Annotated in this window: 24 protein-coding genes and 1 pseudogene; 1 reads left to right on the forward strand and 24 read right to left on the reverse strand. The window is 63.4% G+C overall.

The features are described from left to right. From EO156_RS08485 to EO156_RS08600, 24 genes and pseudogenes are all read right to left on the reverse strand, one after another. Positions 1-621 (reverse strand): annotated as a pseudogene (locus tag EO156_RS08485) (phage tail tape measure protein); the annotation flags it as partial. Between the two features lie 29 nt (positions 622-650). Continuing rightward, positions 651-764: a GpE family phage tail protein gene (locus EO156_RS08490; RefSeq protein WP_005922203.1), complete on the reverse strand. Its 114-nt coding sequence runs from the start codon at positions 762-764 to the stop codon at positions 651-653. Positions 765-772: 8 nt separating this feature from the next. Further along, entirely contained in the window at positions 773-1,075 is a 303-nt protein-coding gene (locus EO156_RS08495) for a phage tail assembly protein (protein ID WP_029996350.1), read from the reverse strand. A 45-nt stretch (positions 1,076-1,120) separates the two neighbouring features. Further along, complete coding sequence (locus EO156_RS08500; RefSeq protein WP_016851197.1) at positions 1,121-1,630, reverse strand: phage major tail tube protein; 510 nt, start codon at positions 1,628-1,630, stop codon at positions 1,121-1,123. A 30-nt stretch (positions 1,631-1,660) separates the two neighbouring features. Continuing rightward, positions 1,661-2,827, reverse strand: a complete 1,167-nt coding sequence (locus EO156_RS08505) for a phage tail sheath protein (protein ID WP_016851114.1) — start codon at positions 2,825-2,827, stop codon at positions 1,661-1,663. A gap of 11 nt (positions 2,828-2,838) precedes the next feature. Beyond that, the gene (locus EO156_RS08510) at positions 2,839-3,198 is read right to left on the reverse strand and encodes a GPW/gp25 family protein (protein WP_016851115.1); all 360 of its coding nucleotides are present in this window, start codon (positions 3,196-3,198) and stop codon (positions 2,839-2,841) included. After that, a complete protein-coding gene (locus EO156_RS08515) occupies positions 3,195-3,758 on the reverse strand; it encodes a phage baseplate assembly protein V (protein ID WP_016851116.1) in 564 nt (187 codons plus the stop codon). The genes EO156_RS08510 and EO156_RS08515 overlap by 4 nt, the downstream gene beginning before the upstream one ends. A 78-nt stretch (positions 3,759-3,836) precedes the next feature. Beyond that, a complete protein-coding gene (locus EO156_RS08520; RefSeq protein WP_016851117.1) occupies positions 3,837-4,064 on the reverse strand; it encodes a hypothetical protein in 228 nt (75 codons plus the stop codon). 1 nt (position 4,065) lies between these two features. Next, on the reverse strand, positions 4,066-5,271 hold the full coding sequence (locus EO156_RS08525) for a hypothetical protein (protein WP_016851118.1): 1,206 nt from the start codon (positions 5,269-5,271) through the stop codon (positions 4,066-4,068). A 3-nt stretch (positions 5,272-5,274) separates the two neighbouring features. After that, on the reverse strand, positions 5,275-5,823 hold the full coding sequence (locus tag EO156_RS08530) for a phage tail protein I (RefSeq protein ID WP_026007225.1): 549 nt from the start codon (positions 5,821-5,823) through the stop codon (positions 5,275-5,277). Next, positions 5,816-6,706 carry a baseplate J/gp47 family protein gene (locus tag EO156_RS08535; RefSeq protein WP_016851120.1) on the reverse strand — a complete coding sequence of 297 codons (891 nt, stop codon included), beginning with the start codon at positions 6,704-6,706 and terminating at the stop codon, positions 5,816-5,818. Before EO156_RS08535 ends, EO156_RS08530 begins: the two co-directional genes overlap by 8 nt. Before the next feature lie 406 nt (positions 6,707-7,112). Then, positions 7,113-7,586, reverse strand: a complete 474-nt coding sequence (locus EO156_RS08540) for a hypothetical protein (protein WP_042761698.1) — start codon at positions 7,584-7,586, stop codon at positions 7,113-7,115. A gap of 11 nt (positions 7,587-7,597) precedes the next feature. Next, on the reverse strand, positions 7,598-8,488 hold the full coding sequence (locus tag EO156_RS08545; RefSeq protein ID WP_230578029.1) for a hypothetical protein: 891 nt from the start codon (positions 8,486-8,488) through the stop codon (positions 7,598-7,600). 106 nt (positions 8,489-8,594) lie between these two features. Then, a complete protein-coding gene (locus EO156_RS08550) occupies positions 8,595-9,050 on the reverse strand; it encodes a phage virion morphogenesis protein (protein WP_016851121.1) in 456 nt (151 codons plus the stop codon). Then, positions 9,038-9,457, reverse strand: coding sequence for a phage tail protein (locus EO156_RS08555; RefSeq protein WP_016851122.1), 420 nt, complete (start codon positions 9,455-9,457; stop codon positions 9,038-9,040). The genes EO156_RS08550 and EO156_RS08555 overlap by 13 nt, the downstream gene beginning before the upstream one ends. Beyond that, positions 9,454-9,942 (reverse strand): hypothetical protein, encoded by a 489-nt coding sequence (locus EO156_RS08560; protein WP_016851123.1) that lies wholly within the window; start codon positions 9,940-9,942, stop codon positions 9,454-9,456. The genes EO156_RS08555 and EO156_RS08560 overlap by 4 nt, the downstream gene beginning before the upstream one ends. Then, the gene (locus tag EO156_RS08565) at positions 9,942-10,580 is read right to left on the reverse strand and encodes a glycoside hydrolase family 19 protein (RefSeq protein ID WP_164735857.1); all 639 of its coding nucleotides are present in this window, start codon (positions 10,578-10,580) and stop codon (positions 9,942-9,944) included. Before EO156_RS08565 ends, EO156_RS08560 begins: the two co-directional genes overlap by 1 nt. Beyond that, positions 10,580-10,855: a phage holin family protein gene (locus EO156_RS08570; protein WP_005922189.1), complete on the reverse strand. Its 276-nt coding sequence runs from the start codon at positions 10,853-10,855 to the stop codon at positions 10,580-10,582. Before EO156_RS08570 ends, EO156_RS08565 begins: the two co-directional genes overlap by 1 nt. Further along, positions 10,848-11,204, reverse strand: a complete 357-nt coding sequence (locus EO156_RS08575) for a phage holin family protein (protein WP_005929454.1) — start codon at positions 11,202-11,204, stop codon at positions 10,848-10,850. Before EO156_RS08575 ends, EO156_RS08570 begins: the two co-directional genes overlap by 8 nt. A 4-nt stretch (positions 11,205-11,208) precedes the next feature. Further along, a complete protein-coding gene (locus tag EO156_RS08580) occupies positions 11,209-11,418 on the reverse strand; it encodes a tail protein X (protein ID WP_005917735.1) in 210 nt (69 codons plus the stop codon). After that, complete coding sequence (locus EO156_RS08585; protein WP_029828243.1) at positions 11,418-11,885, reverse strand: head completion/stabilization protein; 468 nt, start codon at positions 11,883-11,885, stop codon at positions 11,418-11,420. The genes EO156_RS08580 and EO156_RS08585 overlap by 1 nt, the downstream gene beginning before the upstream one ends. A 98-nt stretch (positions 11,886-11,983) precedes the next feature. Continuing rightward, positions 11,984-12,703 (reverse strand): phage terminase small subunit, encoded by a 720-nt coding sequence (gene gpM / locus EO156_RS08590; RefSeq protein WP_016851153.1) that lies wholly within the window; start codon positions 12,701-12,703, stop codon positions 11,984-11,986. A 3-nt stretch (positions 12,704-12,706) separates the two neighbouring features. Next, positions 12,707-13,720 (reverse strand): phage major capsid protein, P2 family, encoded by a 1,014-nt coding sequence (locus EO156_RS08595; RefSeq protein ID WP_029828245.1) that lies wholly within the window; start codon positions 13,718-13,720, stop codon positions 12,707-12,709. A gap of 46 nt (positions 13,721-13,766) precedes the next feature. Continuing rightward, entirely contained in the window at positions 13,767-14,609 is an 843-nt protein-coding gene (locus EO156_RS08600) for a GPO family capsid scaffolding protein (protein ID WP_029828246.1), read from the reverse strand. Positions 14,610-14,751: 142 nt separating this feature from the next. Here EO156_RS08600 and EO156_RS08605 point away from each other — a divergent pair. Beyond that, positions 14,752-14,846, forward strand: a 95-nt coding sequence (locus tag EO156_RS08605; RefSeq protein ID WP_206513885.1) for a hypothetical protein, incomplete at its 3' end; no start/stop codon positions are given.

Consider the following 14,846-nt stretch of genomic DNA (forward strand, 5'->3'; position numbering starts at 1 on the left):
CGCATCGCTGATCGGCAGCACAGACGCGCCCAAAGCACGCTGGCCGGCGAAGGCCATGCCGGCGCCGTAGGCGCTCGCCTGCAGACCGGCGCTTTGGATCCGGGCGCTACGACGCTGTGCAGCATCGATCGCCGCCAGGCGCTGCTGCTGGGCGCGCATGGCGGTGTTGGTGCTCTCAATCTCGCTACGCAGGCGGCGCTCATGCGTGACCAGCTCGCGTGTGCTGATCCCGGCCGTCTCCAAACGACCACGCAGGCGTTGCAGGCCGGCCTCCTGCGCGCCGTGTGCGGTCTTGAGTTCGCGTGCGGTGCGCACGGCGCGTTCGAACTCGGCATTCATGGCAGCGGTGGGCGTGCCGGTGGCCTTGATCTGCTGAGCAAGCGTGCGCACCGATTGGCGCTGCGCATCGAGCGCGGTCTTGGCCCGCTGTGCCAACGCCACCTGTTCGCGATACGCGCCGATGTCGCGGTGCTGGCTGTTGAGTTGACGCAGCGCGTCGCGCTGACTGCGCAGTGCGGTGGCAACGCCACGGCTGCCATTGAGCACACGGCGGAACGGGCCGGTGGCGCGATCGACGGCGGCCAGGATGACCTGCAGGCGCAGATTGTCGGAGGCCGCCATTTAGGCGGCCTCGTTCGTTGGGTGGGGCATCATTCGGCTCCGCTTCGTAGGCGGGCACGCTCGCGCCACGCCGTGAGTTCGTGCAGCGACCAGCCGTCCATTTCAGACGGCGGCCAGTGGAAGATGGCCGCGATGTCGGCCATCGCATCCTCTACGCAGTCGGGAAATCCACCTCCCTCTGTGCCTTCGGCAAGAAAAAAACCTGCACCTCCTGGCCGACCGCCAGTAGGTCGGCCGGATCCATCGCATTGACGTCGGCGGCGGTCAGCGTGGGCGAGGAAATGCGCGGCAGCAGTGTTGCCAGCGCGGTGACATCCAGCTGCAGCACGTCAGTCAGCTTGAGGCCGCGCAGTTCGCCTGCGCCGGGCTTGCGCACCTTGAGGTCGGTGATGGTCTGCTCGCCGCGCGCGATTGGCTGGTCGAGGGGAATGGCTGGGGAAAAGGTCGGGGTCATCGGAAGGTCTCAGGGCGGAGGCCTGGCGGCGCCAGGCCGGAAGGGTCAGGCGCCGATGGCGCGGCGATGCGGGGCGAGCAGATCCACGCCGTTGACGATCTCGATCATGTTCATCAGATCGATCTCGATCACGGTGGAGCCATTGATCATCAGCTTGTAATAGCTGGCGGAGGTCTTGACGGAGAACTCGGTGTCGTCGCCGGACTTACCGGTACCGGGATCAATCTCTTTGTGACGGCCACGCACCACAAATTCGACAGCATCCACCGCACCGCTGTCGTCGCGCTGGTAGGCGCCGGCAAAGCGCAGCTGCACGGCGTTGTGCGTGGTGGCGCCGTACTGATTCAGCACGCCGCGCATCATGCCGCCGCACTTCCATTCGAGCTCGATCTTCTCCTGGCCGAAGTCGATATCGACCGGGCCATTCATGCCGCCGCCGCGATATTCCTCCATCTTGCGGGACAGCGTGGGCAGCTTCACTTCGACCACCTGGCCGAGATAGCTCTCACCGTCGTTGAACAGGTTGAGCGCTTTGAGTTTCTTGGGCAAAGCCATGGGTTTCTCCGGGAATCAAAGGCGAGTGCGTTACGCGTTGACGCGTTCGGCGAAGTCGGCCAGGTAGCTGGTGGTGATCTTCTGGTACAGCTGCAGGTTCTCCAGCGGCGGCACCGGCGTGTAGTCGTAGTCGATGCGCAGCGCGCCATCGGCCAGCGTGGTAGCGCTGTTGACGGTGCCATCGAACCAGGCGGTGGCATCGATCAGGTAGCCGGACGCTTTCAGGTCGCGGAACTTGGCGTTGATGTCTTCGACGATGTCTTTGACCAGCGAGGGATGCATCGGCTTGTCGACGTAGAACGCCACGCCCTCGGCAATGGTGTCTGCCAGGACCTGGGCGGTACGCGTGGCCGTCTCGAAGGCGAACATGTTGTCCTCCGCGCACGTGCGCGATCCCCAGAAGCGTTGCCCGTTGAAGTTGACCAACGTGGTGATGTCGCCCTCGTTGAGCACACCCGCATCGGTAGCCGGATCCTGCAGATCCCAGTGCACGTCCTTGGAAATGCCGGTGACGCCGGCCACGGGCACATTGGACAGGCTCTTGTGCCAGCCCTGTTCGGTGTCGATCTTGGCGCGCAGGCCGAGCGCACGTGCAGTGGCATACGCCGCCGTCGTGGTGCTGGTGGCGGTGTCGAAGGCCAGGAAATCCGGCCAGATCAGCATCAACTCGCGATCGCCGAACTGGCCGCGGTAGGCCACAGCCTCGGTCAACGTGTCGGCGACTGGGCGCACATACGCCATGGCGCGCAGCTTCTTGGCAATCGTCGCCAGTGCCTTGGCGACCGGCAGCGTATCCAGCCCCGGTGCGCCCAGAATGCGCGGGCGCACGCCCAGCTGTGCTTGCGCCGCGAGCAGCGCATACAGGCCGGTGTAGCCGCTGGACTCGGCCTTGCCGATGACATTGGACGATGTCTTGTCTGCGTCCTCGTCCTCGGCCACACGCACGACCACGGTCACAGGATTCGTCTGGTCGGCGATGCCCTGCAGGGTGTCACGCAAGGTGCCTTTGGTGCCGGCACTGGCGATTGCACCGAGTACGTTGGTGAGCAGCACGGCCTTGTTGAGCGGAAAGACCTTCTCGTCCGCATCGGACGCGGTAGCAACCAGGCCGACGATGGCCGTGGAGACGGTGCGGATGACGCGCGCACCAGCGCTGACTTCGATGACGCGGACGCCGTGGTGGTAGGCAGTAGACATAGGTTCCTCGATCAGGACGAGCGGAAGCGGAGCGGGATGGTCATGCGCGAGCGCGCATTGGCGGGAGCAACGTCGGTGCGTTCGCCTTCGATGGTCAGCACGAAGCTGCCGGGTAGATCGCCGATGACCAGGTCGATCTGGGTCAAGCGCAGGCGCGGCTCCCAGCGCATCAACGCGGTGGCCGTGGCGCCGTAGAGCAGCGTGCGCGTGGCGCCATTGAACGGCTGGTCGATCAGCTCGGGCAGCAGCGAGCCGAAGTCGCGGCGCTGCTCGCGCGTGCCGATGGGTGTGGTGAGGATGCAGGCGATCGACTGGGCCAGGTGCTGCTCGCCCTCGATCACACGCCCGGTGGTGGCATCCACGCCGATCACTGCGGGCCGCCGCTGAGTGCGCTACCGGCGGTCACGCCGGTGGTCTTGTGGTTCTTGAGGCTGATCCCGCCGCCGATGACATCGGTGGTCGCCTTCGCGGTACCGGTGATGGTCGCATCACCATTGAGCATCGTCTTGCCGTTGACGGTCAGCGGGCCATTGAGCGTGATGCCGCCATCGGCAGTAATGGACGCGGTGCCGCCGCTGGGCAGAGTGGCCTGCAGCGCATGCGCCTCGGTGTCGTAATGGATCTGCGCGCCATCGGCAAAGCGCAGCACGTGGAGCGTGTCTGACGCGGCAGGCGCTGCGAATTGGTCGGAGTACAGGCCCCGTAGCACCACGCCATCGGCCAGGTCGCCAGCCGGCGACAGCACCACGACTTGTTCGCCGATCGCCGGCGCCGACCAGATGATGGTGGTGCCGGCCAGGGTGACCACCCAGGGCAGATAGTCGGTCAGCATCTCGCCGACCTGCACGCGGCATCGCGCGGTGGCGAGATTCACCTCGGCAACGGTGCCGAGGCGAATGGCGTTACTCAATGCGGAGGATGCGTTGCCCATGCAGTCATGGTCGTCGCGCGCGTGCAGGATGACACCGCAGTTGTGCTGTAGCTGCGTGATCTACGCAGCGCAGCGGTGCTACAAATTCGCGGGCGGCTCAGGTGCGATGACCTCGCGCTGGGTGAACTGCGCGTCGAAGTAGTACAGCCCATCGCCGCGATTGAAGTACATGCCAGGCTCGCACACAGTCTTGTCTTGGAGTGCGCGGAACTCAAAGCCGTCAATGGTGAAGCCACTATCGGAAACGATGATGTTGACCACCACATCGGTCCCGGTTTGGATCATCGCGTAACGTCCAATCGTCATCTCAGCACCACTCAATGAAAACGAAGCCGGGGCACCCGGTGGCCCCATCCTTGCCGAACGTGCCAGCGCCGGCGCCGTTGGACACACCGCCACCACCACCGCCGCCAGCGCCAAAGCCGAAACCCTTGCGACTGGCTGACGTGGTGTCGCCTGCACTGCGACCGCCAGGCCCGCCGCCGCCGAACGGGCACGAGCCACCGGTTCCTGCAGGGCCATAAGGAGCGACCGCAGCGATTGATGCGGAGTCCCCGCCGGCTGGGTAGCCATCTCCGCCGGTTGCACCACCCACCTGATTGGCGCCGGCGAACCCACCTCCGCCGCCCTGACCCCCGGCCAGGGTGATGAGGTTGCCGATGACCGTCGCACCCCCAGCATTACCGGCGGCTCCAGATGCACCATCCGTCCGTGAGCCTGCGCCAGCTGATCCACCGGCACCGATGACGATCGGAAGGCTGACGCCAGGTGTGACCGCAAAGCGCACGCGCTGAATCGACTGCCCAGCGCCTCCGCCGCCCCCGCCAGTTGCGGTGTAGACCCCCGACCCATTGGACTTCTCGGCGCGGGTTCCGCCGCCACCGCCACCACCGCCGCCTGCACAGCCGCTGACGTAGATCCCAGTTACCCCGGCCGGAACGACGAAGGTGCCGGACGCCTCGAAGCGCGCACGGCCACTGCGGCTGTCGATCGCTGCTTTCAAAGCGTCGGGTGTGACGGCACGTTGCGCATCTGTGCCTGCAATGGTCTCTGCGCGCGTGGCAAGTTCGACGATGCCTTCCTTCTCGGTGGTCGCGGCCGGGTTGGCGAAGTTGGCATTGCCAAACGTCACCGAAGACACCGTGACCCCAGAAAACAGGATGTCGGCGGACATCAGCAGATCCGAGGCGGCGGCCTTCTCCATGATCAGCTCGGGCTGGGAATAGCTGCCCAGTAGCGTGCCGTTTTCCAAGTACAGCCCAAAGCCGCGAACCTCATAGGTTGCCCGGCTCGTGTCGCTGACAGTGACATGGATGGTGGTGGACGACGTCGTGCCGCCCGAGATGCTGGAGAGCGTCAGGTGCTGGCCTGGGACTGCCTTCAGGTCTTCCGTTGCAGCGAATGCGGCCGCAGTGAAACCGATGCTGGCCACCTTGGTAGAAGTGGTGCCGTTCTTCTCGGCGTTGATCAACGCCGCACGACCTGCGGTGGTGAGAACCAGTTGTAATGCCATGGCTTATCCCTGCGCCGTCATCGACAGACGGCGGTAGTTGATGATGCGAATACCAGTCACCAGCGAGACGTTGCCGGTGGTTTGCAGCCCCTGCACGAAGCCGAAATGCGAGCGGACTGGCTTGGTGCGCTCAACCTCGGCGATGACCTCATCTACAAAACGAGCGCTTGCAGCCCTGCCATCGGATCCATTGAGCGTGAGCGTCAGCTCGAACGTATGCGGCTGGCCGCGCGGCTGTTGCTGCCACCACTCGCGGATGGTCACCGCACCTCCGAACGAGGCCACCACCATGCGCACGCTGTTGGCCGTGCCCTTGCGCCGCTGGATCGCCATGGCGCTACGCAGGCGCGAGCGCTTGACCGCATCGCTCCAGTCGGCCTTCCAGTCGTCTACCGATAACGTCCAGGCCAGCCAGGGCAGATGGCCGGCTGGGCACGTGTCCGGATTCCACAGATCCGGGTACGGCAGCGGGATGGCTTCCAGGCGCTCGGTGACGGCGGCCAGGGCGCGCTCCATCGGCGTGGCGTTGGGCGGCAGCGGGGAGTTACTCATCGATGCCGGCGTGCACGATGTCAATCGCGGTGCAGTAGGCAGCCTGCGTGCGGCTGATCCGGATGTCGGCTGCGGGCGAGTCCAGCTCGACGCGCTGCACGCCATCGGCGAACAGCTTGGCCTTGATGGCGGATTCCGGTACGTCGCGGCCGATGCGGTGAGCTTCGGCGAGATAGGCCTGCAGGCTTCGCAGCGCCTCGCGCATGACCACCGCCGAGTCCGGGCCAGCGTAGGTATAGACGCGCCCACGGATGGCGTACGGGACGATCTGCGCGCTCTGGACCGCCACCTCGTCGGTCAACGGGCGCACGTCGGCATCGGTCAGCACGGCCGCCACTCTGTCGAGCAGCTCCTGCGGTGCGGTGCCATCGCCAGTGCGCGATTGCACGGTGACCAGCACTTGCCCAGGCGCAGGGCTGGTGGCACTGGCATCCATGACGTCAGCCGCCGAGCTGAGCGCGTGATAGATGTACGCGCCCTCGGGGCCGGCCACGCTGAAGCCCTCCGGTGCCAACTGGATGCGGCGGCGGAAGTCCTCGTCCGACTCATGGGTCGGTGCAGTGCCGATCTCCGGCTGGCCTGGATCGAGCACCAGGCGCGCGACGCCAAACAATGCGCCCAAGTGATCGAGGTTGGTACCGGTAGCGAAGGCCAGCATCGTCTGCCGCGCCTTGTCGTTGGCGCGCTGGCGGAGCAATAGCTCGCGGGCTGCGAACAGCTGCAGGAGCTTGTAGACCGGATCTGCTTCGGTGAGTGCGGAGAATTCAGGCATCATCCGACGAAACTGCGCGAGCGCTTCGGCGAAGATCGCCTCAAATGCTAGGGTCTCGATCAAGTCGGGAGCTTGGAGCTTTGAAAGATCGACGGCAGTAAAAGAGGCCATTGCAGACGAGCTTGAGGGGTTGTGTCAGTGTTGCTTTAGAAGTCAGTCCCAGAAAGAGACGCCCCACGTTAACTCAATCGCTACAAACACTCGCGCCTTCGGGCCGCAATGTTCTAAAACTTCCAGATTAGCCCTGACCTTCAGGTACAGGACCTGCACGCATATCGCCAAACCAACCCGATGCAAGGCTGCGATTGCGCCCTGGTTGAAACAACATTTAACCGACTCCTCGCGCCAGCGGCGCCGAAACCGGAAATCAAGGAAAACAAAATGACGCTGTTGGCACGACTGCAACAAAAGTCCAGCTGATGGTCAGGGTTAATGAGGTAAATTTTTGGCAAAAAAAACCGCACTTGCGACGTGCGGTCATAAAAAAGGTTTAATTATCCAATCGTCTTGTGGTTTCTTACGGCTCTTGCGTTGGTGGGCCGACAACCACGACACCGCCCCAACTACCGCCGCCGCCGCCGCCGCTGCCACCACTACTACCACCGCCACCACCACCGCCGCCGTTACTGATCAGGGTGCCATCGTCCCGTCTCTGAGTTCCCGGAACTGGAATAACGCATACGGTCGCTCCTATGCATGCAACCGTAGCTTTCTCACTTGACCCGTCAGAATAAACAACGTCGAAGGTAGAACCTCTTGGCAGGGCGGTAAGGCCATTCACTGTTCTGTACATTCCCCAAAGGCCATACATTGCCGCCACCCTTAAAACAGAGTCGTCCAGAACCGTGATTCCTTGAGCTGGTGCAACTTGATTATAGGGTGCGTAACCCGCACGAATGGTAACGGCTGAAGCTATGAATGGCAGGCTTGAAATTAGGAGCGCAAAAATTGCCAGGTAGCGCTTAAAAACCACTCTCTCTTTGGCTTTCATTTAAATCCCTTTTATTTTTCCGTTTTAATGATTGATTGGATTTTTTCAACCTGATTATCAAGTAATTTCAATTGTCCAGGTGGTACAATTTTGGTTCTGACAGCATCTTCATAACGTGAACCACAGATTCCGTAGTTAAGGCAGATCATGTCTGACCGATAAGATCCCGGTCCACATGCAGCGCCAGCTTCACAGGCCGCCAATGCCCATGCGAATTCAGTGTAATTTCCTGAGTTATCCGGCGCATAAGATCCAAGCTCTATTGAGGCATTCGGATTATTCAGCATTTCGTCAACCGCAAAAATTGCTTCTGGATCTTTGCTCTTAATTGCCTTTGTAACTAGGTTTTGATACTCCTCCGAACTCATTGTTTTTCCGGAGGCAAGCTTCAATTGCGCGATTAGATCCCCGCGTTTCGCAGCCTCCTTATACCAAAGCTCAATTGCCTCCAGAGGAATTACTTCTCCTCCATCAACCTCGCTGCAATAGTGAAAAAATCGACCCTTTATTTGCTCGTATCGAGATGAATTTTCTTTCTTAATCTTCGAATATGAGTCCAGCATGCTCGCGAAATTCTTTGGCGAGACACTGAACATGGCGCATTGTTCGTAGATCTCCGCTAGCCGGCGTTGTGCAGCAGCGTCACCCGCCTCCGCGCGGCTTTTAGTGTCATGAAAATTTCGATACAGCTCATCTGAAGGCTTTGATGCCCAGTCCGATGCCTGCTGGTTGATGGCACTACTGCCGCTTCCAGGAATCGATACTTCGTCGGCTCTACGGGCTTCAGCTTGATCTGATGAGCCACGCGATGCGTCCGCCGGTGGCGACGGCTTCACAAGTAAAAAGATAGCTAAGCCAGCTGCAACCAACCCCACAGCAGTAAAAATATGAGTTTTTTTCACTAGCCCTCCATGACTTTATTTATTAATTTAATGTGAACGCAAATTATTAACGTACTATTAGCATTTAGTGGCTAAATGTCAATAGGAAGCTAACTGGAATTTAGGGTCACAACCCTCCAGCAAAGTACAAACTAAGCAAGTCATGGAACGCCTCTCTGTCTGCTTTAGTTAGGCCGAGTATTACCCTCTTGTAATAGTGCACCTCAGGGCCGCCTGGTCGCACACGATCTTTGAGCCCCTCTTGATGCACACGCGCAATTCGCGACACGCGACCTACAAACCCCACGCTTACTACATTGGGACTAGTACTGACCTTGAAGTACTTAGCCTGCCGCAGCTTGGCAAACATCTTCTTGCGTTTGACTCTGCCCGCCTTATCCCGCAGTTGCTGCTTGCGTGGTGCGTAGGGAGTGCCGTCCGGTGCTTGCTGCTTACCGATGCGCTGGCTTTGCGAGCGCCGCAACGCGGTGCCGATCTTGCGTGCCAGCTTGCGCCGCTCGCCCTCTTGCAGGCGCGCCAGCAGCGGTGCGGCCCAGGTCTCCAGCGCGGTCAGGTCATCCATGTCGGATCGATCTGCGGCTCGGGTGCATGGGTGATGTCGTAGCCGCCGCCATCCTTTGCGGTCACAACCACGCGTTCGGTCAGCGGCAACTTGATCGACAGATCCACCGCATCATTGGCGAGGATGTCGGCCTCGAAGGCGATGTCGCCACGGCGCGCGGGGTTGGAGAGTAGCTCGGACTGATTGACCTGCACCCACTCCAGCAGTGGCAGCATCACGCTGTCTGGATGGCCGGCGTAGTCGGTCACGATCAGGTTGAGGGTGTACTGGTACTCAAACGACAGCCCCGGCTGGAACGTGCTGACCAGGCTGCCGGCGTCGATGAACACCAGCAGCCGGTCGGCATCGCGTGCCAGGTCCGGCAATGCCGCGACCAGATGCGCGCGCAGGCTGGCGGGCTTGATCATGGCGCCGGCTCTGGTGCGTGCAGGTCGATCCAGTCCTGCAGCGCGCTCAGCTGCGCGGCGGTAGCGTGGCAGCTGATGTAGTTGTCGGCAACGGTGCCGGCAATGCCAGAGAGCGTAATGCCGGCGGCCGGCGCATCAGGATCTCCGGCGGGCGGCCCGGCAGGGTGGCCCGTGGCGGCGGCGTCGTGCAGCCGCACAAAGCCAGCAGGGATAGCGCAAGCAGCATCGGCTTTCTGGGTGACATAGATCGGGATCTCGCGGGTGATGGTGGCGCCGGCTTCGCGCACGATCTGCACGCGGTCGACGTACTGCGTCACGACGGTGGTGGAGCCTTTGGCGCTGTCGCGTTCCGCCTCGGCCTGGCGCTTGGCCTGCAGCGCGGCGTCGCGATCTTTCTGCGCGGCGCTGACGCGCTGCTCCTGCCACACGCAGCCACCAACGAGCAGTGCAATCAGCGCCAGCAGGATGATCAGGCGCGTGACCATCAGCTGACACCCAGGATCTGCAGGGCACGCTGCGTGCGCGTGACGCGATCGCCGTGGCCTTCGGGCAAGCGCTTAGCGCGTGCGTTGCCCAGGTTGATCTTGCGGCCCAGGCCGAGCACATCGCCCGCATCGGCCAGCACGTTGAGGCCGTTGTCGTGCCAGTACGCCGCCGCACCCAGTGCGCTCGGTTCGACCTGCAGCAGCAGATCCGGCTGCTCTTCCACCGGCAGGCCGATCAGTGCACCGATACGGCGGTAGTTGCCCCGGAAGGTGTGCTGCATCGGGCCACGGCCCCGGTAGCGGTGACCGTCGCCGCTGGCGGCGTTTCCGTTGCCCAGGCGGTCGGCATAGACGAAGTTGGCCAGGCCCTCCGGGTTGCGTAGGAACTTGGGCGCCTGGGCCGGCGTGATACGCGCGCCAAACACTTCTAACAGCCGTGCGCTGGTGGTGTACGTCAGCCCTTCTTCCATGCGCGACAGGCTCAGGCTTTCGTGGCCGAGCTGGCCGAGCCAGTGCGCGGCGCGGCGCTTGGTGGTGATGCCAAATCGGTTGGCGGCGGCGAGCAGTGGGCCGTGCCAGCGCTGTGCGCGTTGGACCGAGCACTGCATGATCGAGGCGAGCTGGGTATTGGTGAACATCAATCGACCTTCAGGATGCGCGCCACATTGCCCTGGGCGCGGTAGGTGAGCACCGCCAGCACGATCAACGTGCCCAGGTGCCAGAGACTGACTTGCGAGCCGGCGCCGGCCAGCAAGATGTGCAGCGCCTGGCCGCCGGTGCTGGCGATCAGCAACCACGCGCACCAGCCCGCGCCGCGTCGATGGCGGGCATCGACCGGGCGGTGGTAGGTAAGCAGACGGACGCAGATGGCGAGCGAGGCCATCAACGTCAGGACGGTGACCAGGCTATGCACTGGGCGGACCTCCACGACGTAGGAAGGAAAAGTCGAACGATTTGCTCTTTTCGATCAGGCCCAGCGTCACCGTGATGGCGCACGCCGCGCTGGCGAAGGCTGCCACGCCGCTGGACTTGATCGGCAACCAGCGCAGGATCTCCGGCGCCAACTGGTAGCCGGCGATCACGCTCACCGGGAAATAGATCAGCCGCGCCAGCAGCGGCTGCTTGGCGGCGGACACCACGAACAGCGCGCCGCCGGCGAAGGCGCCAATCAGCGCATCGCCGTCGATGCCAGGGAGCACGGAGGCAAGGCCCACACCGGTGGCGATCAAAAAGCCGCTCGATACGGAGGTGGGTTCGGTCATCAGATCAGTCCCATAGCTGCACAAGCGGCGTCATCGCCGCTGTGGTGGTGGTTACCTCGGGCAACTCCACTGGCGTGCCATGCGGCAGCACGGCGCCCAGTTCGGCCAGGCCGGGATTGAGGAGGTAGGTGCGCTCGACCAAGCCGGCCGTGCTGCCCAGGTGGCGCCAGCACAGCAGGTCGACGGTGTCGCCTTGCATGGCGTGCACGCGCATCAGATGAGCTCCACCGTGCTGCGCGGCAGGTTCTGCAGATCGCGCACAGCCCAGCGCTGGTCGCGGCGCAGCTCGGTGATGCTGGGTGACAAGTCATCGGCGCGCTGGTTGGCGCTGTCGGTCGCATCGAAGCTGCGGTAACGCTCTGCCACCTCGACGGCGGTGGCACACGCAACGGCGCGCAAATACAGCTGTACGCGGCGCGAGACGCCGTCGACGGTGGTGCTGGGCACATCGGCCAACGCGGCCCAGCCGGCGGCCTGCTGCGCCTGCGCCCAGGCATCCAGCGCATCGTTCACCGCGAGCATCGCGGCGACGATGGCCTGGCGCAGGCGCGCGTCGGTCACGGTGCCATCCAGGCGCATGCTCGCCCGCACATCGGCCGGTGCGATCGCCGGCCAGAACGGCGCGTTGGCGATCGCGTCAGGCGTGGCGCTGGTGGTGCCGGTGGCAGTGAATCCGCTCATGGATGGCTCGAAAGAGATCGCCGGTGGTCAGGGCGTCACCGCAGCGATGACGTGCTGTGGATCAGCCCCGAGCCGGCGAGGGTTGCGGGGACGCTCGGTTATGCGCTGGTGCCTGCAGGCTCAGCGCTGAACTTCTTCAAGAGGCGCTCGGCGCGCTCCAGATCTTTCTTGCCGCCGCAGCTGCCGTGCAGTGCGATGGCGCGCTGCAGGTCGGCCACAGCGGCGGCGGCGATGGGCTGCGCCTGGTCGGCGGGCGTCTCATCGGTGATGCCTGCCAGCGATGCGCGGGCCAGTGCCAAGTGCAGCTTGGCGCGCACCTCATCGGGCATGTCCTGCTCGGCGGTCAGCGCTGCGGTGTCGGCCAGGACGGCCGCATCGAACGGCTGGCCGGTCTTCTGCGCCGATAACGCGGCTTCGGCAATTTCCTCGGCCAGCACGCAGCCCACTGTGCGGGTGAAGCGGTCGGGCATCTGCAGCTGGTGCTTGAGCACATAGGCGCCCAGCTCCAGCGCGCCGGCATAGTCGCCGGCATCGATCCGCCACACCATGCACGTGGTAACGATCTCGTCCTGCGCGCCCTGACCGCCGGCAAGCACGCCGGCCAGGTACGGCACATAGCCGGGCAACAGCTGCACCTTCAGCGCGGCCTTGCCCTGGTCGGACTGGATCTGCTTCAGGCGCAGGCGATCGCTCTGCAGCTGCGCCATGTGCTGCTCGTAGGCGGTGGCGCCGGCCATCAGCTGGTGCGGTGCACGCTGGGCGGCTTCCAGCTCGGCGAGCACGCGGCTGTGGTGACGCTTGGCGGGACTGTCGGCCATGGCTTAGGCCTCGATCTCGATGTGCTCCACCACGCAGCCCAGGCCGTAGTCTTCGACCACGTAGGCATCGTTGGAGGACTCGTAGTTCTCGATGCGATCGCGTGCGGGCACTTCCTGGATGTAGCGGCGACGGCCGCCGGTCTGGTAGTAGATCGACAGGTTCGCCAGCGAGGTCACCATCAGCGCGCCGTCCGGCAGATACGGCACCTCGGCCACCTGCAGGCCCCCGACACGGCGCTGGCTCAAGATCAGGTCGGTGGCGATCTTCTCGCTGGCCGGCTGGTCCTTGTTGACCATCGGGAAATACTTGTCGTGCATCAGGTCGCGGCCCAGCACCACGACCAGGCTCGGATCCTTGCGGTGCCAAGGGTCCAGCAGGTTGCTCACGACGTCGTACACCAACGCGTCGAGGTTGCCGTAGTCGGCACCGGCACCGCCGATCACGACCTTGCCGGCAGTCTTGCCGCTCGCCAGCACGCGCTGGGCGGCATTGGTGCGGTACTGCTGCAACCAGCCGATGTTGACGTCTTCCAGCAGCGGGAACGCAGCGCGATCGGTGTCGGCAGCGGCGTGCGTGCCGTTGAAGCCGATCTGCAGACGGTCCAGCGCCTGACGCTTGACGATGGCATCGCGCAGGCGCGCCTGGAAGTCGGGGAACTTGGCCCAGGTATCGAGCAGCGCATACGGAATCGCGGTGTCGAAGTCGGTCTTCTTGGCGAGGTACTCGTTCTTGTCGAGCGCGGCCACATTGCGCGGGGTGCGGGTCTTGCCGGCGCCGGTATCGGTGCGGCTGGCGATGCTGCCGGTGACGCCGATGCCCACCTTCTGGCCGGACAGTTCGTCCACCGGGATGATGTTGATCTTGGACAGGAACTCGCTCGATTCCTGCATGCGCGATTCCAGCTTCTGCTGCACGGTCGGATCGACCGCGAAGGAGTGGAATGGCGAGGCGACGCCGTTGAGCTTGGCGATCTGCTCGGCGAACTGGTTGAACTGCAGGCGGGTGGCGTTTTGCATGGTGGCTCCGAAGAATGTGGCGCTGCGGCGTTTGTGTGGTGTGGGATCAGCAGTCGGTCAGCACGGCCGCGCCGCAGCCGGCAACCAACGGGCGTGCGGGCTGTGCGGGGTCAGGCTGCTGCGAGAGCGAGGCGCGCAGCTGCGCTAGGTCGTCCGCCAGCTGCGCGTGCTTGGTCGCCTGCTCGTTGTGCTCGGCCTGCAGGCGGTTGAAGCGTTCGTCCTGGCCGCGCACGTGCTCGGCGATCTGTTCGATGCCTTCGCCCAGGTCTGCGAACTGCTCTGCGGTGATGCTGGTGGCGTCCTCGCTCTTGAGCGCGGTGCGGATCCGACTCAACAGACTAGCGACCGGCCCGTCGATGACCTCGCTGAATTCCAGTGCGGTTTCTTCGGCGACGGTGAACAAGTTGCCCGGTGACTGCTTGCGATCGGCAAGCGGATTGGCGTCGGGGTGTTGGCTGGCGAAGCTGAGCATGGAAGTGCCCAGGCTGGCCGGCGAATCGGTCACGGCCAGGCCGACCAGATATGCCTTGCCGGTGTTGGCGAACTTCTCCTGCACCTCGATGCTGGTGTAGAGCTTCTGTTTGGACTTGTTGATGGTGATCAGGTCAGCGGTCGGCTCGATCTGGGCAAACAGCGCCAGGCGCTTGGAGCCATCAATTTCGACCTCTTCGGCCTTCACTGCCGTGACATCGCCATACGCACGGAACGGTGAGTCCGGCAGCAGGCTGCGCATGTGCTCGATCCAGATGCGGGCGTTGTAGGTCTCGCGGTTGTAGGTGGCGGCCATGTCGTCGATCCAGCTGCGTTGGATCGTGCGGCCATCGGTGGTGGCGCCTTCGACGGCCACGCGGAACCAGTTGGAACGGAACTTCTTGGTCTTGCCCGACATGGGTGTCCTCTGCGCTGGATGCGTTTGCGATGACCCATGGTCAAATGCGACGCATAGCGCAGCAACGAAATCACCGTGTAAACAAGGTGATTACGCGTCGCTCAACTGTCGGGATTAAGAGGTGTGCCGCACCCTGGTCGGCATGCAAAGCGTTGCCACCCAGCTCCCGATGGACACCCGCAGACAGGCCAAGTTCCTGTACTGGATGGGATGGCGCGTGACCGAAATTGCGCAGGC

The sequence above is a fragment of the Xanthomonas sp. DAR33341 genome, assembly GCF_003992815.1.
GTDB lineage: Bacteria > Pseudomonadota > Gammaproteobacteria > Xanthomonadales > Xanthomonadaceae > Xanthomonas > Xanthomonas cissicola.